The following is a 20,208-nucleotide window of genomic DNA, read 5'->3' on the forward strand; positions in this document are numbered from 1 at the left end:
TTTCTTATATCCGAGAGAGGAGAGAGTAATGAAAGTATGGATAGCTGCGCCCCTGGCCATGCTGGTGTCAGCCAATCTGATGGCTGCTGAACGTATTGAGCATCAGGTCACAGTGACCGCCCAGATCCCGACCGAAGCTTTCTATGTACAGCCGACCGGCGGGGACAACTGGATGAGCACGCCGCAGAAGCTGGCCTACAACCCTTATACCAAGAAGCTGGACAAGCTGAGCAAACAGCTGGATGCCAAGAGCACCATAGGTGCCATCACCGGCTACCTGACCAACCCGGCCGTGATGGCAAGCGGCAACGACAACATTCCCCTGACCGTTAAGGTGGGTGGTGTCGCCCTGTCGACCACCTCCGTTGAAGTAATGAAGGCTGATGATGCCAAGACCGGCAAGTTGTTGGGGCTGGAAGTGATCCCGGTGGATGCCCCGGTCGCTGGCTACAAGCCAGGCAACTACCAGGGGGTAGTCAACATGATATTTGAATCGGAAGCCCCTAAAGGTGGCGCATAAGCCGATTGATGGAGGCTCCCTGTATCGGGGGAGCCTTTTTGTCTGTGCTTAGAAGAGTGAGATAGCTCGTGCCGTATTTCTCTTTCCTGTTGATCCTGGTTGTATTGTGTGTACCGGCCTGGGCTACGGGGGGGCATGTTGCACAACCCCTTGACCTGCTACAACAAGCAGAAGATTTGCCTGATGGTTTTGCCGACTACTTCTTCGGCGTCCCGCTGACGGTGCGCATCCTGGTGGATGGGCAGTTGTTGGGGGAAGGCGAGATAGTGCTGGGCAAAGACACCAGCGTACAACTGCTGGCTCTGACCGACGGCCACGAGAGCGTTCTGGAAGAACGGGACCGCCAGCGCTGGAGCAAGGTGCTGACGGCATCCCATCGACTGGGCCCATGTCAGAATCAGTGTACCGACGAAGTGCTGGCGCTGGAGTACAGCCTGGAGAACTCCCAGTTGTCGGTGCTGACGGCCGGCGCCGAGAAGGGGCAGCCGCTGACCCGTTATCACAACCTGCCCAGCGGGGGCAGCTATGGCGCCCTGTTGCGCCACCAGTTGAACCTGATCCAGGGGGAAGGGGAGCAGCGCAGTGGCCGTTACAACCTGATGGCACAGGGCAGCATAGGACAGTGGACCCCGCTGCTGGAGGGAGAAGTGAGCCAGTCTGGCAGCGGGCAGGCGGCTCAGCATCATGTGCAGCAACTTTATGCCGAACACGAAGGTACAGGACATTTCTATCGGCTGGGCTACTTCTCGCCCTATGCCCAGGGGCTGGTGCGTCAGCCCACCCTGTTTGGCGGCGGCACTCCGACCGTGCTGGGGGCCATGCTGGGTGACTCCGACACCCTGTTGATAGAGCAGGGCCAGGCCAGTACCACACCTGTCTATGTCACCCCGAGCCGACCCGGCATGGTCGAGATCTATCGAGATGGGCTGCTCATCAACTCGCAGCAGGTTCTCTCCGGCTTGCAGGCGCTGGATACCAAAGTGCTGCCCACCGGCATCTACGAGGTGGAGCTGCGTGTGCTGGAAGATGGTCAGGTGACCGAGCGGCGCAGAGAGATGATCTACAAGCCGATGAACTGGCAAAACCCGGATGAAAGCTGGCGCTTCAACCTGTTTGCGGGCCAGCAGACCCGCTTGTTCAGCAACTGGGAGGAGGACACGGCCCGGCCTCTGAGCAGCGGCGCCATGCTCAACCATCTGCTCACCCCTTCGGTGGTAGTCGGGGCCTCCAGCCAGTATATCGACCAGCGCTGGCAGCATGGTCTCTCTGCCGACTGGAGCTTGGATAAACAGTGGCGGTTGTTTGGCAACCTGATGGCGACACAGGCGCTGGGCAGCGGCTTCGATTTGCAGGCTTTGTACCACTATGGCGAAGGCAGCCTGGTGCTGAGCCACCAGCAGCAGCGCCAGCATGGGCAAATGGGGGAGGAGAGCCGTGACCTCAAGCAGAGCAACCTGTCGTTGCAGCAGCGGCTCGATGAGCGCCACTCCGCCAACTTTTATCTGGCACACCAGGTGGGGCGGGGGCTGGGGGCCGATCTGGGCTGGCGTTACAACGGAGAGTTGCTTGGTCAAACAGTGAGCTGGAACCTGACAGTGTTTGACCGGCCAGGTAGCATCAGTACCGATCATGCGAGGGACAGGGGTGGCATGCTCTCCCTAAGCATGAATCTGGGAGGAGAGCGTAGCCTACTGGCCATTGGTATCGGCAGTCGAACCTCTCGCTCCGGTGGGCAGGAGCGCAACGCCTCCCTCGGGTACCAGCAACAGTTGGAGTGGAGCGCACTGCAGAGCGTGGGGGCCAACTTGACTACCGACAGTTACGGCGTCGGCACGGCAGGCTACGCCAGGTTTCAGGGGGAGTTGGTCAGTGGTGATGCCCACCTGCAATCATCCTCCTATAACCGTGCGCTGAGTGGGGGGCTCAACCTCGACAGTACCCTGGCGTTTGGCGATGAGGGCAGCCTGACCATGACAGGTCAATCGCAAGGGTACGAGGCGGGCATGATAGTGGACCTGGAGTCCGATCTGCCCGAGCTGACCCTGCGCGCCGATGACGATCAAGGTAGCAATATCAAGTTGCGGCCCGGTCGCAACCTGATACCCGTTGCCGCCTATCGCAGTGGCGCCGTGCAGCTGAATCTGGCAGAGCACGATGCGCCCTCGGTGAGCATTCGCCCCAACGTGCTGCCCTATCATCTCAACAAGGGGGGGGTGGCCTATCACAAAGTCAGGGTCATGCAGACAGTCACCGTCATCGGTCGATTGTTGGATGAGAAGGGCGATCCCTTGAGAGGCGCCATGGTGGTCAACCACGCGGGCCGCACAGTCAGCGAGGCCGATGGCTTCTTTGCGGTGGAGATGAGCGAACGCAATCCCAGCTTGCAGGTGGAATATCAGGGAGCACAGCAGTGCGATCTTGCGCTGGACACGGCCCGAGCCGAACGCCAACAGGCTGTGTTGTTACTGGGTGATCTGGTCTGCAGTGCCCAGGCCTGGGCCAGTCAATAAGTGCTTGAGCAGGAAGAGATAATGAGAGCTGGTGCGATGTACGGATATTGGTGGTTAATAGCAGGCTTGCTCTTTGGATTTCCATGTCAGGCTGCAGTCGTTAAAGTGACCGCTGAATATAAGCCTGCAGTCTATGAGGCTGATAATGGAACCTTTGTTAGCACTACAAAATGTGTGAAAACCAGTGAGGGAATGTGGCTTTCATCCTGTAGTGGCGGTGTAATGTCACTTGATAGCTTGTTGTTTTCATTAAAAACTAAAGTAAAGCGAAATGTGAAAAGGGATTTTTCAAATACAAGAGATTCTTTTGTTTCCCTAGGTTCGTTGGGAAACAAAACCATGATTATTACATCAGATAAAGGGCAACAGTTCTCGGTTTTATTTAAGCCTGATAAGTTAGGAGTGCATTTTGATTCTGTTGTCAATCCAAATGATGGCTGGAAAATTTATAATACCGCATTTACAAACCCTAAGGGGGGGTGCCGATATCTTGAACGAGAGGTTGCAGGCTATATTAATCTAACCTCTTGGATCGTATTATGGGGAGATGTCGGGGGAAAATCTTGTTATATAGGCCTGTCTGTGGATGGTACATCTGATATACAAGCGATGTTTTTTGGGTTTAAAATAACACCTCCTTCTCCGCTGAAAATGTTAAATGGAATTTATACCGGTTCGATAATTCTCTCTGTAGGCCAAAATAAAGATATCGATCTTGGTAATGGGGTATATGAAGATAATCAACTGATAATAGAGTTGACATTAAAAGTTCAACATCAAATAAAGGTAGAGTTTCCTCCTGGTGGTGACAAAGTCGTGTTGCAACCTCCTGGTGGATGGCATGACTGGATTTATCGTGGGAAAGCACGTATTCCTCCCTATTTGATTGCGGAGTTACCATATCGACTATGGAGTAGTTCAGATTTTAATGTCTGGCTGAACTGCCAGTATGCCATTGGTGAAGTCTGTATGCTGAATAATGAAAGGCTCGGGATGCAAGTCAGACTTGATGTGATTTATGTAAATAAATCCAAAGAAGAGATTCCCTTGAAACATGGCGTCAAGAAATTATTCTCAGCAAGTTTACGAGGCCCATATTTCATAAATGAAGAGCGAAGCATCATATTTAAAGTTCAGGAACCAGTCCTGGCCTTGATGATGGAATATCCGGGCAGCACTTATAAAGGTAATGTAACCCTTATTTATGATGCCGCTATTTAAGGCTCGGGTGATTCACCAAGGTCAAGATTCAGGCCAGCCCTTGCTCTTTGGCATAGTGAAACAGGTCGCTATCGCTTTGCAGGCCGAGGCGTACCATGGCACTCTTTTTCTGGGTGCTGATGGTCTTGACGCTGCGGTGCAGGTACTCGGCCACCTGGGTGACAGACATTCCACTGGCTAATAAACGCACGACTTCGCTCTCCTTGGGGGTAAGTTGACCCAGGCTGGTCTGGTGATCCAGGCCCGCTTCGGCCAGCAGGGTTTTCACTGATCTGCCGATATAGTTGTGGCCAGATAATATTTGACGAATGGCTTCGGATAGTTCGCTGATCACAGCTTTTTTGAGCAGGACACCGCTTACCCCCAATTGGAGCAATGACTGCAAGATGCCGGCATTGTGGATCTGGGTCAGCACCAGAATAGGTAGGGTAGGATAATCTCGTTTCAATTGCTGGATCATGGTCAGCCCATCGCTGCGTTCATCCCCTGGCATACTGAAGTCAGTGATCAATAGATTACAGGGATGTTTCTTTAATGTATTTAAAAGTTCGGAGACTTGATGTGCTTCGGCAACAACTTCGCAACCAGGTTGATTGTGTGCAATAAGGCTGCGGATACCTGCCAGTATCAGTGGATGGTCGTCGGCAAGAATGATCTTGAAAGACATAGGTGAGCCCCATATAAAACAGCGAATAATATTTAAACTACCAAACATCTCATTTCTATACTACTTTGCGCACCGCATTTTTTCGAGCGTTTATATGATGTCATCTTTTTCAGGATTGGCACGATGAGGTGTTCTCATGTGGCTATATCCCGATGCATAATTGTTATACTGGTATTTAATATCAGTATATTCAGTCAACCACTCTTTGCGAAAAAAAACGCGTTATTACCAACAGTAAGTGTCGGGTTACTAGTGGGGGGGTGGGGGCCATTTCAGCAGTGGGATGGTCATAATGCCAGTGGTTTCAGCGTCGCCCTGATCAGCATATTGGCCAAGAACCTTGATTACCGGATTGAGTGGAAAGTATATCCGGACTGGACTCGCCTATATGCGGCCAGTTGTCGTGGTGAGGTAGATATTCTACTGGATGCTTTTCGCGCGGAAGAGCGGGAATGCATTTCATACACGCGCCCTTATTATTCGTCATCGACTGTGGTCGTGGTGCGCCATGACTCTCCTTTCTTCCGTGATGTCAGTGGTTTGAATCAATCTCGTATCGCTATCGAAGCTGGTTTTCTGACCGAAAAGCTGGTTAGGATCCATTATCCCGATGTGTCTCGTATTCTATTTCGGGACTCCAGTTCTGCTTTGCAGGCGGTGCTGGATAAACGAGCCGATGCCTATATTGGCAATTTGCATGTCACGAATCAGTTTATTGCCCAACATCCAGAACTGGCCGTGGTCGCTCAGGCCCCCTTGTTGATGGAGAGCCTTCACCTTGGTATCAGCAAACATAAATCCAGACTGGGAGTCCGGTTTGATACCGCGATTCAGGCGCTGACGGTAGAGGAGCGCAGCGCTCTGGAGCAAAGCTGGCTGGGTGACAGCAGTTTGAGTTTTCAGGGGCACAGCGGTTTTTTACTGCGCCCTGATGAGCGTGAGTGGCTCTCCCGTCTACCTCCCCTTAGGCTGGGTTTTATTCCTGGGTGGGTGCCGTTTTCCTATGCGGATCACGAGGGTAAATTGACGGGGTTGATAGGCGACTATCTGGATGTGTTCAAGGACAAGCTGGGCTTGGCCTATCAATACCGTGTTGATCAGAGTTGGCCAGAGTTGCTGCAGGCATTGCTCCATCAAGACGCTGATATTGCAGTCATTCCTATTCGAATCAGCCAGAGGGTTGCGGGTTGGCAGGTGAGCCAACCTATTGCGTCCTTTCCCGTGGTCATTGCCATGTCTCGTGGCAGCAGCACTTTTGGGGGATTTGCAGAGCTGGCGGGCAAGCACTTGATCGTCACCGACAGCTTGTTGATCGCCGAGTTGAAGTCCCGGATCCCTGACATACAGACCACGGTTGTTTCCAGCCCAAGAGAGGGGTTGGCGATGGTGGCCTCCGGCAAGGGGGATGCCTATATGGGTAATCTGGCGGTGATATCACGGCTCATCAACGAGTATTTTGATGACTCGCTGCATATTGTCGCTCCCACTCCTTTCAGAGATGAGCTGTCGGTCGCGGTGAGAGATGCCTATGCCCCGCTGCTGCCGCTCATCAATCGGGTACTCGCCAGCATGAGTGACAAGGAAAAGCGGCAGATCCGCAATAGCTGGCTGGCGGTGAACTACAACGAAGGGATCTCATGGCACAAGCTGATCAGCACTCTGATCCCTGTCGGTGCCGGTATCACCCTGTTTATTCTTTCACTCTCTATCGCGTACTTTCACCTGCGCCAGGAGATAACCCGCCGGCGCCAGGTGGAGGCCGATCTGGCCTCCGCCAAGGAGGAGGCTGAGCTGGCCGCCAGGCAGAAGGCCGATTTCCTCGCCACCATGAGCCACGAAATCCGGACCCCCATGAACGGCATTATCGGGATGGCGGAACAGCTGCGTTTTACCTCGCTCGATCCGGAGCAGCGCCAGATGGTGGGCATCATCAATCAGGGGGCGGAAGGACTGCTCCAGCTGATCGGCAATGTGCTGGATTACTCCAAGCTGGATGTCGGCAAGATGGAGTTGGCACCCACCAGCTTTCTGCTGCGTGAGCTCATCGACAGCGTGCTGACAATGACCAGTAGCGAGTTGCAGCGCAAAGGGTTGCAACTCTATCTGCGTGTTGATGATGAAGTGGGCGCCCGCTTCTATGGTGATGTGCTGAGGCTCAAGCAGGTGCTGTTCAACCTGGCCAGCAATGCGATCAAGTTCACCGAGCGCGGCTTCATCGAATTGTCGATCAGGGTAGAGGGAGAGACAAATGAAGAGCAGTGGTTGTTGCTTGGGGTGCGGGATACCGGCATCGGCATGAGCGAAGATGTGCAGGCCCGTGTTTTCAATGCCTTCGAGCAGGCGGATGGCGCCACGACCCGCAGTTATGGGGGGACCGGACTCGGTCTCAGTATCAGCCGGACGCTGGCGACGCTGATGGGGGGGCGATTGAGGCTTGAGAGTGCCCCAGGGCTGGGTACCCATATTGGCTTGTCCATCCCCCTGGTACTGGAAGCGCGCCATGAGCCGGATCCCAAGCTGGCGGGGCTGAGTGCCTTTATGGCATTGCCGGATGGCAAACTGCACCACCAGCTGCGGCTGCATCTGTTGTCGCTGGGGCTGCGGTTGTGTGAAGCCCCGCAGGGCGCAGACTTGCGGTTTGGTGACCTGAGCGAACCGGCCGCCATCCGGGTCGCGCCGCTTGGCAACGTGCTGGGTTATCAGCTTGGTGATGATGGTTATTATTGCCTCAACAGTAATCCCCTGACCTGGCAGGCCGTAAGGGATGTCTGTTATCGCCAGCTGGGCCTGGCCGAGCAACTGCCGTCCGATTTTCCGTCTGTTGGAGCGGATGAACCACTGTTGCCACAGCGATTGCTGGTCGTCGAGGATCACCATCTGAATCAGGTTCTGGTGCAGCGCCAGCTCAAACAGCTCAATCTGCAGTGCGATCTGGCTGAGAATGGTCGACAGGCGCTCGCCATGCTGACTTTTCACCGCTATGACCTGATCCTATGCGATTGCCAGATGCCGGTGATGGATGGTTATGAGTTTACCCGTCGGGTGCGGGCCACAGAGGGGCTGGCACAACTTCCCATCATTGCCATGACGGCCAACGTGTTGCCGGAGCAGGCACAGCGTTGTCTGGCGGCCGGTATGAATGATGTATTGGGCAAGCCCGTACTCATGGACGGACTACGCCAGATGCTGATGAAGTGGCAGATATTGCCGGTACCCAGGTTGCTCGACATCAACCTGTTGCAGGCTACATTTGGTTCTTCACTTGAGACAATGCTGCTGTCGTTTTGTCAGGATCTGGAACAATCCCTTGGTTTGAGCCATGGGGATGACAAGGCGCTTGCAGATTGGGTGCATCGACAGGCGGGAACGATAGCCATGATGAGGGTTGACGGAGTAGCAGAGCAGGCATGGCATCTGGAAGAGCAAATCCGCAAAGATGGGCGGGCACGATGCGAGGTGGAGCTGACGAAATTTCGCGATGTTTTGCAACAACTTGTCGATGAGCTAGCGGCACTATCCCGAGACTGTCGTCAGCCTGCTGTGGCTCTCTGATGACAACGCAGGATGACCGGAGGAGAGGGCGGGCTGTACGGCCTGTGCCAGCCAGGCCCAATCGAGCAGGGGGGTATCGGCCTTGAAGCGCTGATAGGCAAGTCCCTGGTCGACGGTCAGAAACAGGGTGGTCGGCAGGCCGATGCGGTTGGTGTAGCGCACCATCACCTCGCCGCGATAGGAGCTCAGTCGTTGCTGCAGCTGCGGCAGACTCAGCCCGGTTGCCTGTCCCTTTTCATCCCAGATCTCGAACATGGTCATGTCTCTTGATGTGATGGCAATACTGTTTCCAAAAGCGGGCCGGCAGGCAATTGTCAGATCTGACAGTGTCAAATGGATAGACGCGTGAAAAGCGAAAACCCGGCACTGGGCCGGGCTTTCTTGAATGATGGTGGAGGGAGAAGGATTCGAACCTTCGAAGGCAGAGCCGTCAGATTTACAGTCTGATCCCTTTGGCCGCTCGGGAACCCCTCCACAGGGGCCTTGCATATTGTATTCAGGAAGATGGTGGAGGGAGAAGGATTCGAACCTTCGAAGGCAGAGCCGTCAGATTTACAGTCTGATCCCTTTGGCCGCTCGGGAACCCCTCCACGGGGTATTTTCCTGGTTGTTGCACTTGAATGGTGGAGGGAGAAGGATTCGAACCTTCGAAGGCAGAGCCGTCAGATTTACAGTCTGATCCCTTTGGCCGCTCGGGAACCCCTCCCCAAGTGCGAGGCGCATACTATCAGATCTTCGCTCTTTGTGAACCCCTGGTGGGCCTATCTGGCGATAAAAAAGTGCCATTCGGTCATTTTTTGATATTTGTCGCTCATTTTTCACGCTTATCAACGACTTCCCTGTCGCTGTCAGAGCGGATCCAGGACTCATCGCGGGTGTGAAGCGTCACCAAACAAGATGTACCGAGTAGCGTTTTGTACTGAAAAAATCACCTTCTCTTCTAAGTGTGATGGCTGACCGCTTCCTTGATGGACATTGCTGCTGCCGCATTTTACTCTCGCCATGTTATTCAACTGTTAACATGGATTGTGGACTCTCCTTATGCAGGCTCTCGATATCGCCGTGTTGCGCGGCCAGTTTCCCGCTCTCAATCAGCTGGTTGAGGGCAAAGCCCCCATTTTCTTCGACGGCCCCGGTGGCGCTCAGGTGCCACATGCCGTACTCACCGCCATGACCGATTATCTCGGTCACTTCAACGCCAATCTGGGGGGCCCCTTTTTCTCGGCCAGGGTGACCGAGCAGCAGGTGCTGCGGGCCAGGCAGGCGGTGGCTGCGTTGCTGGGGGCTGAGCGGGCAGAGGAGATAGTGTTCGGCGCCAACTTCACCACCCTGACCTTTTCGCTCAGCCGAGCGCTGGCGCGGGAGTGGCAGGCCGGTGACGAGATCATCGTCAGCGCGCTCGATCACTACTCCAACGTTTCCAGCTGGCAGCAAGCGGCGGCGGATCGCGGCGTGGTGGTGCATCAGGCAAGAGTGGACGTGGCCACCGGTGGGCTGGACTATGAGCATTTGTTCAGCCTGCTGGGGCCCAAGACCCGGCTGGTGGCGGTGACGGCGGCCTCCAATACTACCGGCACTCTGGTCGATATCCCTCGCATCGCCGATGCGGTACACGGGGTAGGGGCGCTGCTCTATGTCGATGCGGTTCACTTTGCGCCCCACGAGCGTATCGATGTGCAAGCCTGGGATTGCGATTTTCTGGGGTGTTCCGCCTACAAGTTCTTCGGCCCGCATCTCGGCATTCTCTACGGCAAACATCGCCACCTGACGCATTTCACCCCCTACAAGGTTGAACCGGCCAAGAACGTGGCGCCCTACAAGTGGGAGACCGGCACCCAGAGCTGGGAAGCGCTGGCCGGGGTGGAGGCCACCGTCGAATACCTGGCCTCCTTGTCCGGGTTGGACGGCACCGAGCATGAGCTGGAAGTTCGCCTCGATCTGGCGTTTGCCCGCAGCCAGGCCCACGAACGCGAGCTCAGTGAACATCTGCTGGCCAAGCTGGCCGAGCGGCCTTGGTTCACCCTGCACGGCATTCACAACAGCCTGGGGCGCACCCCGACCTTCGCCCTGACGTCAAACCGCCATACCCCGGCCGAAATGGCCGAGTTTTTGGGGCAGCATCAGGTATGCAGCTGGGCCGGCCATTTCTATGCCTTGGCACTGGTCGAGCAACTGGGGGTGAGTGATGGTGTGCTGCGCATAGGCTGCATGCACTACAACACCTCGGCCGAGATTGACCGCCTGTTTGCCCTGCTCGACGATATGCCGCATTGAGATAAAACAGCCCGGTCATGCCGGGCTGTGTTGTCTCATCTCATCTCATCTCATCTCTCTGTTGCCTGCTAGCGGCCCACGATGGCGTGATGGATATCCTGCAGCGGCAAGACATGGCGGGCTGCGCCAAGCTTGATGGCCTCCTTGGGCATGCCGAAGACCACGCAGGAGGCCTCATCCTGGGCGAAGGTATTGGCGCCCGCCTCCAGCATTTCCCGCAAGCCGCGGGCGCCGTCATCCCCCATCCCGGTCATGATGATGCCGGTGGCATTGCCGCCTGCAAACTTGGCCACCGAGCGAAACAGCACGTCCACCGAGGGGCGGTGGCGGTTGATGAGGGGGCCATCCATCACGTCGACGTGATAGTAGGCGCCGCTGCGTTTGAGCAGCATGTGTTTGCCGCCGGGGGCGATCAGCGCCAGCCCGGGGATCACCCTGTCATTGCTCTTGGCCTCCCGCACTTCTATCTGACACAGGCTGTTGAGCCGCTCGGCAAATGAAGCGGTGAACTTCTCCGGCATGTGCTGCACGATGACAATGCCGGGGCAGACCCGGGGCAGGGTGGTCAACACGGCTTCCAGCGCCTGGGTGCCGCCGGTGGAGGTACCGATCGCCACGATCCGCTCGGTGGTCTGGGCCATGGCATGCTGGCTGGCGGCGGGCATGATGGCGTCGGCGTTGAGCTTGGGGGCGACGCTGGGGGCGGGCACTTTGGCCAGTCGTCTGACATTGGCCTGGGCGGCGGCGCGTACCGCCATGGCCAGCTCCTGCGCCGACTCCTGCAGAAAGCTTTTCAGGCCGACGGTGGGCTTGGTGATGATATCGACGGCGCCGGCGGCCATGGCTTGCAGCGTGGTCTCCGCCCCCTTTTCGGTCAGGGAGGAGCAGATGACCACCGGAGTGGGGTGCTCGGCCATGATCTTGGTGAGGAAGGTAATGCCATCCATGCGCGGCATCTCCACGTCCAGCACGATCACGTCGGGCCACTCCTTCTTCAGCTTCTCCAGTGCAAACAGCGGGTCAGACGCGGTGGCGATGACCTTGATATCCGGCTCCTGCTCGAGAATGGCCTGCAATACCTGCCTGACTACGGCGGAATCATCCACCAGCATGACCTTGATCTGTTTCATTCCCGTCCCCTTAGCGATGTGGCAAGCGGTGATGACGCACCCAGACATTGCCGTTGGCCAGCTCAAAAATTAGGCTTCTGTGTCCCGCATGGCCAAGATGGTGGGCCTTGATGGTGAGGCCCAGGTGCTGGGTCAGTTGCCAGGCGGCCTTGATGTTCCTGATGGCCACATTCATGGTGTTGAGCGTTTGTTGTTCGATAAACATGTTGCCGCCGCCAAACAGCTTGACCTCGTATTCGTGGATGGGGGCGGGGTATTTGCTTATTTCATTGATAAATAATTGGATTGCCTCATCGGCATAGCGGCCGTCCAGACTCATGGTGCTGTGACCGCGGCTGGGCAGCATGTAGTGGCACATACCGCCTCGCTTCTGTTCCGGGTGCCACATGGTAATGGCCACACAGGAACCAAGATGGGTGCGGATGATGGTGTCATCCTGCCCAAAATAGAATTCACCGGGTTGCAGCGAGACCTCTCTCATATTGAAACCCTTATGGTTTCAGATAGATGGAAGGCGATACCAGTTGCAGGCCATGGGGCAGACCGTTCAGGCTTTCGGCATGGCTGACGATGAGATAGCCCCCTTTGCGCAGGCGCGGTACCAACCGTTGCAGTACTTGTGCCTTGGTCTCCCGGTTGAAATAGATCATCACGTTGCGGATCAGGATGACATCGAACAGCCCGATGTCGGGCAGTTCCTGATTCAGATTGATGTGATGAAACTGCACCTTCTCGCGCAGCTTGCGATCGATGATGAAGGTGCCCTCCTGAAAACCGACCCCTTTCAGGCAGTACTTCATCAAAAATGGCAGCGGGATGTTGTGGGCCCGCTCGATGGGATATTGCCCCGCTCTGGCCTGCTCCAGCACCCGGGTCGAGATATCCGAGGCGATGACCTCCCAACTGCCATGGTTCAGACTGTCGGCCAGGGTCATGGCCAGGCTGTAGGGCTCTTCACCGGAAGAGCTGGCCGCGCTCCAGATCCGCACCGCCCGTTCTTTTGGCAGTTGTGCCAATACCTTGTTGCCGAGAAATTCAAAGTGTTTGGGTTCGCGGAAAAAATAGGTCTCGTTGGTGGTGAGCAGATCGAGTGCGACCTGCAGCTCTGCCCCCCGGTTATTCATGATCAGGCTGAAATAGTCGCCGTAGCTCTCCAGCTCGTAGTGGCAGAGCCGCTTTGACAGGCGGCTGGCGACCAGGGCCTTCTTGGCCGGAGACAAGTCGATACCCGCCGTCTGGTGGATCCAGCGTTGAAACTGCGCAAATTCATCATCATGCAACTGGGTCTGATACACGCGCAAACTCCCTGCGGTGAGCAGGATGCGGGTGAGCTTGGCCCACCCGCATCAGGCTAGAAGCGGATAAAGTCGGCGTCATTGTGAGGGCGTGGGGTGGTGCCTACACCTTCCTGGCCATTGCCCTCGTGCATGAAACGCCCCCGTGGGCCACCACGGGCCGGTGCCTTCTGGTTGGCGCCGTGCTTGTGCTGTTCCAGCGTGAAGAACTCCATCGCCAATTGCAGCTGTTCGGCCTGGCTGCTCATCTCCTCGGCTGTGGCGGCAAGCTCCTCACTGCAGGAGGCATTTTGTTGAGTGACCTGGCTCAACTGATTCATGGCGATGTTGATCTGGCTGACGCCGGTGGACTGTTCGGCGGAGGCGGCGCTGATCTCCTGCACCAGATCCGAGGTCTTGTTGATGGAGGGCACCATCTGATCGAGCAGACGGCCCGCCTTCTCCGCCATGTCGACACTGCTAGAGGCCAGCTCGCCGATCTCCTGGGCCGCGACCTGACTGCGCTCCGCCAGTTTGCGCACTTCGGCAGCCACCACGGCGAAGCCCTTGCCGTGATCCCCGGCCCGGGCAGCCTCGATGGCGGCATTGAGGGCCAGCAGATTGGTCTGGTAGGCGATGTCGTCGATGATGCCGATCCGCTTGGCGATCTGCTTCATGGCATCGACCGTGAGCTTGACGGCCTCACCGCCTTCCACGGCCTCCTTGGCGGCCTTGCTGGCCATGCCATCGGTGACCTGGGCATTGTCAGTGTTCTGGTTGATGCTGGCGCTCATCTGCTCGATGGAGGCGCTGGTCTCTTCCATGCTGGAAGCCTGTTCGCTGCTTGACTGGCTGATGGACTGGGCGGTGGCGCTGACCTGCTCGGCCGCGCTGGAGAGATTGTCAGATGCGCCCCGTACTTCGGTGACGATATTGGTCAGCGAGACGATGGTCTGGTTGAGGGAGTCCTTGGTGGTGCCAAACACTCCGGGGTAGTCGGCCTCGACCTGTTGGGTCAAGTCGCCTCTGGCCAGGGATTGCACCACCCGGATCACGTCGTTGAGGCTGGTATCGATCACCTCAGCGATGCGATTGATGCCCTCTCCCAGGGTCTGGAAGAAGCCATTCTTGCCGGTCAGGTCCATGCGACGGTGCAGTTCGCCGTTGATCACCGCCTGCACTATTTCCGACATCTCCCGCTCGATGGCGACTTCCTTGGTGCGATCCGACCACTCGACCACGGAGCCGAGTCGTTCGCCATCGTCACCAAACACCGGGTTGGCGATGAGCGAGAAGGTGCGCCCGCCGAGCAGGATCTGGGTGCGATAGGTGTTGTTCAGCTTGGCCAGCATGCTGCGCTGATGGCCCGGATTTTTGTGGAAGCTGTCGATGTTGGCCCCCATCAGGGTGGCTGAATTGAAGTTGTAGAGTTCTTTGCGAATATCGGATTCAGCCAAGCTCAGCATCTCTTTGACGGATTCATTCATGTAGATGATGTTGAGATCGGTGTCGGCGATCATCACGTTGGTGCTGGCGCCATCGAGCGCCTTCTTGACGCGCAAACTCTCTGCGGCGGCGATCTTGGCCGCGGCACTGGCTGCCTTCATCTCGTTCTCGATGGCGATCTCCTTGGTCCGATCGGCCCACTCGACCACGGAGCCGAGCCGTTCACCGCCATCGTTGAAGACCGGATTGGCGATCAGCGAGAAGATGCGCCCCCCGACGGTTATCTGGGCGCGATAGGTGCTGTTCAGTTTGGCCAGCATGCTGCGCTGATGGGAAGGGTCTTTGTGGAAGGTATCAATGTTCTTGCCCATCAGCTGTCTGACATCAAAATTGGGCAGATCTTTGCGAATGTCCGATTCGGCCTGGCCCAGCATGGCGAGCACGGCTTCATTCATATAGACGATGTCGAGATTGGTATCGGCGATCATCACATTGGTCGAGGCCCCATCCAGCGCCTTGCGCACTCGCAGGTTTTCGTCATACAGGGTCTGGTTGGCACTGATGGTGGCGAGGGTGTTGCTAAGGCGCTCCCCCAGCAGCGCCAGCACGGTATTGAACTCCTGACAGAGTTCCCGCAGCGGGCCGCTGAGCGAACCCAGCTCCAGCTGGGCTGACTGGTCGCCTTGTCTGATCCCCTGCTGGAGCGATCGGGTTGCACCAATGAGCTGGAGCAGTTGTTCCTGCAGCAAGGCATGAGCGCTGCCGTTGCCGAACAGATTGCCAAAAAATGATTGAGTCATGAGCCTTATCCTTGTGCGACATGTCATTGCTGTGTGGTGTGGTGAGCGACACTCTTGTTGCTTGCTACGCCTGAATCACGGTGTCTGTGGCTTCTGTTCCAGCAACCGTTCCTGCTGCTGGGTCAGTTCGCTGAGCTGTGCCATCTCATCGATGGAGAGCACCTTCTCGGTATTGATGAGGATGACAAATTTGCCATTTACCTTGCCCATGCCGCTGATAAAGTCCGCCCGGATGCGAGCCCCGAAACTCGGTGGTGGCTCTATCTCATTGCAGGGAATGGTCAGCACCTCGGAGACGGAGTCGACCACCACGCCGATGTCCTGATTGCCGTGTTCCGGATCGTCCGGATGCACTCCCTCGATAATGACGATGCAACTGCGACGGGTGATGCTGGAAGGGGCATTGCCAAAGCGGGCATTGAGATCCACCACCGAGACCACGGCTCCCCTGAGGTTGATCACGCCGCGGATGAAGCTTGGCATCATGGGAATGGGGGTGATGTTGCCGTATTCGATGATCTCCTTGACCCCGAGAATATTGATGGCAAACATCTCGCCGTTGATGAGAAAGGTCAGGTACTGGGCATCGCCCTGATTATCAGGGGCCAGCGTGCCAGGCTGGACGGCCACTTCGGTAGACATGCTCATGGGGCTCTCCGGTTAAAAACGGACAAAATCGGCCTCGTCAACCTGAGGTTGCGTTGCCGTATTGCCGTGCAGTGGGTGCTGGGTCGGCATGACAAATTTGCCTCTGGGGGGCAATCCTTTATGTCCGCTCTCGTGAGTCCTTGCCGGTTTGCTCAGGTTCTCCAGCGAGAAAAAGTCCATGGTTTGCTGCAGCTCGTTGGCCTGAGAGCTCATCTCTTCGGCCGTGGCCGCCAGCTCCTCGCTGCTGGCGGCGTTTTGCTGGGTCACCTGGTTGAGCTGGCTCATGGCGAGGCTTATCTGGTTGGCGGCGCTGGCCTGCTCACCGGAGGCGGCATTGATCTCTTGCACCAGATCGGAAGTCTTGCGAATGGAGGGCACTATCTTGTCGAGCAGGCTGCCCGCCTTCTCGGCAGTATCGACGCTGCTCGATGAGAGCTCGCCTATCTCCTGCGCCGCTATCTGGCTGCGTTCGGCCAGCTTGCGGACCTCGGCGGCCACCACCGCGAAGCCCTTGCCGTGTTCACCGGCCCTTGCTGCCTCGATGGCGGCGTTGAGTGCCAGCAGATTAGTCTGGTAGGCAATGTCGTCGATGATGCTGACCTTGCGGGCGATCTGCTGCATCGCTGCCACCGTCTGCTGGACCGAGCGGCCACCTTCGGTGGCTTCGAGCACGGCACTGCTGGCCATGTTGTCGGTGACCTTGGCGTTGTCGGTGTTCTGGTTGATGCTGGCACTCATCTGCTCGATGGAGGCGCTGGTCTCTTCCACGCTGGCGGCCTGTTCGCTGGTGGCCTGGCTCAGGGATTGGGCCGTGGTACTGACCTGGTTGGAGGCATTGGTCAGGTTGTCGGCAGCGTTGCGCACTTCTTCGATGATGGCGGTCAGCGCCTCTATGGTGCTGTTGAGGCCATCCTTGGTCTGGCCAAAAATGCCCGGATAGGGTTGTTCTATCTTCTGGGTCAGATCACCTCGTGACAGGGCGGTGGCGATGCGCATCACATCGTTGAGGCTGGTGTCGGTGACGTTGGATAGGCGGTTGAGCAGTTCGGACAGCCGCTTGATGTAGCCCTGGCGTCCATCCAGTTCGATCTTGTAACTGAAGTTTCCCTGCTCGACGGCGGCAGTCACCAGGGTTTCGATGTCGTTGATGAGAGCGGTCAGCTTGTTGACCATGTTCTGCATGGCCAGCAGCAGTTGTCCGGCTTCGTCGTGGGCTCCGATATCGATGGTGACGTCGAGGTTGCCTTCGGCCAGGTGGTTGGCTACCTGCAGTGCCTGGTTGATGGGGGAGATGATGCTGCGGATGAGGACGATGCCAAACCAGGCTGCAGCCACCATGCCTGCGGCAACGACCGCCAGCATGGTGAGCAGCATGACGTCGTACCAGGCCTGCGCCTGCTCGTACTCGGACTTGGCGACGTCGAGCTGCAGGCTGACCAGCTCGGTTATCTTGCCACCGATGGGATCGATGGAGCTGTAAAGCTTGCCGTCAAATTCGTTGAGCATGCCGGTGACGACACCGCGCTGGGTCGAGAGAAACGCTTCCAGCCGGGTAATATCCCGATCCGCTGCGCTGAACAGGCTGTTGGCCTCGGCTGACAGCTTCTGCTCGGCTTCGGTCAGCTTGGTGGCCTGGTAATGCTGCCACTCCAGTTTGATCTGCTGCTGGGCATGCTGGATCTGCTGCCGCGCCTCTTCGGCGCTGATGAGGCCCGCATTGGCCTTGTTGACGTTGTCGATGATGGCGACGGCATAATTGTCTGAGATGGTCTTGAGCTGTTTGAGCGGCACCACCCGATCGTTGTAGACCCGCTGCAGACCCTTGTTGCTGCTCTGCATGTTGTAGAGCCCCAATGCACCCACTCCCAGCAGCAGTGCGCAGAGCAGGCAGAGCAGAATGGTGAGTCGCAGCTTGATGGTGGAGTTTTTGAACATGACAGGCTCCTGGCGTTAATTGACTCTAGGTTGGGTTTGCAGACGTGGAATGGCGTACTGGCTCAGCTGGCCCAGCTCCTGCTCGATGGCGTGCTGAATGAGAGAGGGGATATCCAGAATGAGGGCAACTTCACCGCCTCCCAGAATGGTGGAGCCGCTGATCCCCTGCAGGCGCTGGAACAGCTTGCCGAGCGGCTTGATGACGGTCTGGAATTCACCCAGCAGCTCGTCGACCACCAGGCCGGATTTCTTGCCGCCGTGGCTGACGACCACGATGTTTTCCCGGCGCCCTCTGGCGCCCTCTACGTCGAAATAGTGCTGCAGCCGGACAAAAGGCAGCACTTCACCGCGCAGATTGATGTAGTTGCGCCCCTGGGTATCGGCCAGCGCGCTCTGGGTCAGCTCCACGCATTCGATCACCATGTCGAGAGGGATGACGTAGTGGGTCGTGCTGACGCGCACCAGAAAACCATCGATGATGGCCAGAGTGAGCGGCAGCCGGATCTGGACCCGGGTGCCGAGGCCGGGTTTGCTGTCGAGTTCGACACTGCCGCGCAGGGCCTGGATGTTGCGTTTGACCACATCCATGCCCACCCCGCGGCCGGAGAGATTGGTGATGGCCTCCGCCGTGGAGAAGCCGGGTTCGAAGATGAGCTGGTAGATCTCCTGATCCGTCAGGGTGGCATTGGTGGTTAGCAGGCCGCGTTCTTGCGCCTTTTGCAGGATCCTGGCCTTGTTGAGGCCGGCGCCATCGTCCTGGATTTCGATGACGATGCTGCCTGAGTCGTGATAGGCGTTGAGAGTCAGGGTGCCCCGTGCCGGCTTGCCGGCGGCCACTCTTCTGTCAGCCGATTCGATGCCGTGATCCATGGCGTTGCGTACCAGGTGCATCAAGGGGTCGCCGATCTTCTCCACCACCGATTTGTCCAGTTCGGTATCACCGCCGGTGATGACCAGGGCGATGTCTTTGTCCAGTTCATGGCTGACATCCCGCACTACCCGCTGGAAGCGGTTGAAGGTATCACCGATGGGCACCATGCGCAGGCGCAGCGCACCATCCCGGATCTCTTCGACCAGCATGGCAATGGTGGAGTTGGCCTCCTGCAACTGGCTGTCCCGGGAGCGCTGGGCCAGCAGGTTGGCCCCCGAGCTGGCGACCACCAGTTCGCCCACCAGATTGATCAGGTCATCCAGCTTGTCAGCATGGACCCGGACATAGCGCCCCTCCTTGTTTTTGCTCTCCTTGTTCAGGCTCTGCTTCTTGAGCGCGGCATCCACCACCACCTCGCTGACGGCACCCTGAGCAATCAGGATCTCTCCCAGCTTGCCGACGTCGGTCTGCGGTTGTTCATGCTGGGCTTGCAGCCCGAGTACCAGCTCGCTGGCTGTCAGGGCGCCGGTCTTGACCAGCAGCTGTCCCAGCATCTCGTTGTCTTCCGGCAGGGCATTGATGAGGTCGATGTACTCGGCCAGCTTGCTGTGGGGTGGGATAATGGTGATGCGACAGTCATCGCGCACGAATTCGAACACATCGCTCAGGGCATTCTTGTCGGCCTGGGTGTCCAGATCGAGTTCGTAGCCCAAGTAGCAGCTCTCCGGATCGAAATGTTCCCAGTCGGGCAGAGCATGGTGAATGGTCTCGATGGCACAGAGGGTACCCATGGTGCCGAGGTAACGCAGAAAAGAGGTGGGATCCATGCCGTTGCGCAGCACATCCGGGCCAAAGCGCAAGGAGATGTGCCACAGAGACGTGGCACTGACATGACCCTCCTCCTTGCTGATCGGGCTGGTCTCGGCTGGTGGGTTGTGTTCCGGCAGGCCGGCTTGGCCGGTGGTTTGATGGCGTGCCAGGTTGCGCCGCAGCTGTTCATCCTGAGCCTGTTCATCCGCACCGAGCGCTTCCCCTTGTTCGGCCACCAGGCTGACCAGGCGTTCGATGTGATCCCGGCTCTCCAGCAGATCCTTGATGAGTGCTTCACTGATCGTCAGCTGCTGGTTGCGCACCTGATCGAGCAGATCCTCGACAATGTGGGTGAAGCTGACGATGGGTTGCAGGCCAAACAGGCCGGCGGAGCCCTTGATGGTGTGGGCCGCCCGGAAGATGGCGCCGATGAGCTCGCTATTGTCCGGCTCGTTTTCCAGTGTCAGCAGTGCGGACTCCATCTCCTCGAGCAGCTCACGCGCCTCGGCGATGTAGGTTTGCAGGGCCTGATCAAGATTGATGCTCACGA

General features: G+C 57.3%; 14 protein-coding genes and 3 tRNA genes. 5 read left to right on the forward strand and 12 right to left on the reverse strand.

The features are described from left to right. Positions 1-28: 28 nt before the first annotated feature. From ACPW75_RS02110 to ACPW75_RS02120, 3 genes are all read left to right on the forward strand, one after another. The gene (locus ACPW75_RS02110) at positions 29-520 is read left to right on the forward strand and encodes a CS1 type fimbrial major subunit (protein WP_077095331.1); all 492 of its coding nucleotides are present in this window, start codon (positions 29-31) and stop codon (positions 518-520) included. Positions 521-696: 176 nt separating this feature from the next. After that, positions 697-3,030, forward strand: a complete 2,334-nt coding sequence (locus tag ACPW75_RS02115) for a CS1-pili formation C-terminal domain-containing protein (RefSeq protein WP_232105255.1) — start codon at positions 697-699, stop codon at positions 3,028-3,030. 21 nt (positions 3,031-3,051) lie between these two features. Next, a complete protein-coding gene (locus ACPW75_RS02120) occupies positions 3,052-4,251 on the forward strand; it encodes a hypothetical protein (RefSeq protein ID WP_143238948.1) in 1,200 nt (399 codons plus the stop codon). A gap of 28 nt (positions 4,252-4,279) precedes the next feature. On the opposite strand, the gene ACPW75_RS02125 is transcribed toward ACPW75_RS02120, so the two are convergent. Then, positions 4,280-4,918: a response regulator gene (locus ACPW75_RS02125; protein ID WP_029301659.1), complete on the reverse strand. Its 639-nt coding sequence runs from the start codon at positions 4,916-4,918 to the stop codon at positions 4,280-4,282. Positions 4,919-5,041: 123 nt separating this feature from the next. Here ACPW75_RS02125 and ACPW75_RS02130 point away from each other — a divergent pair, with 123 nt between their 5' ends. After that, positions 5,042-8,470, forward strand: coding sequence for a response regulator (locus ACPW75_RS02130; RefSeq protein ID WP_077095329.1), 3,429 nt, complete (start codon positions 5,042-5,044; stop codon positions 8,468-8,470). Here the strand turns inward: ACPW75_RS02130 and ACPW75_RS02135 are convergent. The 4 genes from ACPW75_RS02135 to ACPW75_RS02150 all read right to left on the reverse strand — a co-directional run bounded on the left by ACPW75_RS02135 (position 8,432) and on the right by ACPW75_RS02150 (position 9,176). Then, the gene (locus tag ACPW75_RS02135) at positions 8,432-8,725 is read right to left on the reverse strand and encodes a hypothetical protein (protein WP_077095360.1); all 294 of its coding nucleotides are present in this window, start codon (positions 8,723-8,725) and stop codon (positions 8,432-8,434) included. The genes ACPW75_RS02130 and ACPW75_RS02135 overlap by 39 nt on opposite strands. 134 nt (positions 8,726-8,859) lie before the next feature. Then, positions 8,860-8,944: transfer RNA gene (locus ACPW75_RS02140), tRNA-Tyr, on the reverse strand. Between the two features lie 31 nt (positions 8,945-8,975). After that, positions 8,976-9,060 (reverse strand) — tRNA-Tyr (locus ACPW75_RS02145). A 31-nt stretch (positions 9,061-9,091) separates the two neighbouring features. After that, positions 9,092-9,176, reverse strand: a tRNA-Tyr gene (locus ACPW75_RS02150). 335 nt (positions 9,177-9,511) lie between these two features. Between ACPW75_RS02150 and ACPW75_RS02155 the strand changes: the two genes are divergently transcribed. Beyond that, a complete protein-coding gene (locus tag ACPW75_RS02155; protein WP_179101305.1) occupies positions 9,512-10,744 on the forward strand; it encodes a cysteine desulfurase-like protein in 1,233 nt (410 codons plus the stop codon). Positions 10,745-10,812: 68 nt separating this feature from the next. Here ACPW75_RS02155 and ACPW75_RS02160 read toward each other — a convergent pair whose 3' ends face one another. From ACPW75_RS02160 to ACPW75_RS02190, 7 genes are all read right to left on the reverse strand, one after another. After that, positions 10,813-11,874, reverse strand: coding sequence for a protein-glutamate methylesterase/protein-glutamine glutaminase (locus ACPW75_RS02160; RefSeq protein ID WP_011704959.1), 1,062 nt, complete (start codon positions 11,872-11,874; stop codon positions 10,813-10,815). 10 nt (positions 11,875-11,884) lie between these two features. Next, complete coding sequence (gene cheD, locus ACPW75_RS02165; protein ID WP_011704960.1) at positions 11,885-12,355, reverse strand: chemoreceptor glutamine deamidase CheD; 471 nt, start codon at positions 12,353-12,355, stop codon at positions 11,885-11,887. A gap of 10 nt (positions 12,356-12,365) precedes the next feature. After that, complete coding sequence (locus ACPW75_RS02170) at positions 12,366-13,169, reverse strand: CheR family methyltransferase (protein WP_077095327.1); 804 nt, start codon at positions 13,167-13,169, stop codon at positions 12,366-12,368. Between the two features lie 56 nt (positions 13,170-13,225). Then, positions 13,226-15,394 (reverse strand): methyl-accepting chemotaxis protein, encoded by a 2,169-nt coding sequence (locus ACPW75_RS02175; protein ID WP_041216430.1) that lies wholly within the window; start codon positions 15,392-15,394, stop codon positions 13,226-13,228. A 75-nt stretch (positions 15,395-15,469) separates the two neighbouring features. Then, on the reverse strand, positions 15,470-16,042 hold the full coding sequence (locus ACPW75_RS02180) for a chemotaxis protein CheW (RefSeq protein WP_016349735.1): 573 nt from the start codon (positions 16,040-16,042) through the stop codon (positions 15,470-15,472). 12 nt (positions 16,043-16,054) lie between these two features. Beyond that, positions 16,055-17,977: a methyl-accepting chemotaxis protein gene (locus tag ACPW75_RS02185; protein ID WP_077095326.1), complete on the reverse strand. Its 1,923-nt coding sequence runs from the start codon at positions 17,975-17,977 to the stop codon at positions 16,055-16,057. 15 nt (positions 17,978-17,992) lie between these two features. Beyond that, positions 17,993-20,206, reverse strand: a complete 2,214-nt coding sequence (locus ACPW75_RS02190; protein WP_077095325.1) for a chemotaxis protein CheA — start codon at positions 20,204-20,206, stop codon at positions 17,993-17,995. Between the last annotated feature and the right edge of the window lie 2 nt (positions 20,207-20,208).

The sequence above is a fragment of the Aeromonas sp. FL131 genome (assembly GCF_049860615.1).
GTDB lineage: Bacteria > Pseudomonadota > Gammaproteobacteria > Enterobacterales > Aeromonadaceae > Aeromonas > Aeromonas hydrophila.

What these genes read in the sequence shown, in the direction of transcription:
- ACPW75_RS02160 (WP_011704959.1), bottom strand. Translation starts at nt 11,874, where the DNA reads ATGAAACAGATCAAGGTCATGCTGGTGGATGATTCCGCCGTAGTCAGG.
- cheD (WP_011704960.1), bottom strand. Translation starts at nt 12,355, where the DNA reads ATGAGAGAGGTCTCGCTGCAACCCGGTGAATTCTATTTTGGGCAGGAT.
- ACPW75_RS02125 (WP_029301659.1), bottom strand. Translation starts at nt 4,918, where the DNA reads ATGTCTTTCAAGATCATTCTTGCCGACGACCATCCACTGATACTGGCA.
- ACPW75_RS02130 (WP_077095329.1), top strand. Translation starts at nt 5,042, where the DNA reads ATGAGGTGTTCTCATGTGGCTATATCCCGATGCATAATTGTTATACTG.
- ACPW75_RS02155 (WP_179101305.1), top strand. Translation starts at nt 9,512, where the DNA reads ATGCAGGCTCTCGATATCGCCGTGTTGCGCGGCCAGTTTCCCGCTCTC.
- ACPW75_RS02175 (WP_041216430.1), bottom strand. Translation starts at nt 15,394, where the DNA reads ATGACTCAATCATTTTTTGGCAATCTGTTCGGCAACGGCAGCGCTCAT.
- ACPW75_RS02185 (WP_077095326.1), bottom strand. Translation starts at nt 17,977, where the DNA reads ATGTTCAAAAACTCCACCATCAAGCTGCGACTCACCATTCTGCTCTGC.
- ACPW75_RS02135 (WP_077095360.1), bottom strand. Translation starts at nt 8,725, where the DNA reads ATGTTCGAGATCTGGGATGAAAAGGGACAGGCAACCGGGCTGAGTCTG.
- ACPW75_RS02180 (WP_016349735.1), bottom strand. Translation starts at nt 16,042, where the DNA reads ATGAGCATGTCTACCGAAGTGGCCGTCCAGCCTGGCACGCTGGCCCCT.
- ACPW75_RS02120 (WP_143238948.1), top strand. Translation starts at nt 3,052, where the DNA reads ATGAGAGCTGGTGCGATGTACGGATATTGGTGGTTAATAGCAGGCTTG.
- ACPW75_RS02110 (WP_077095331.1), top strand. Translation starts at nt 29, where the DNA reads ATGAAAGTATGGATAGCTGCGCCCCTGGCCATGCTGGTGTCAGCCAAT.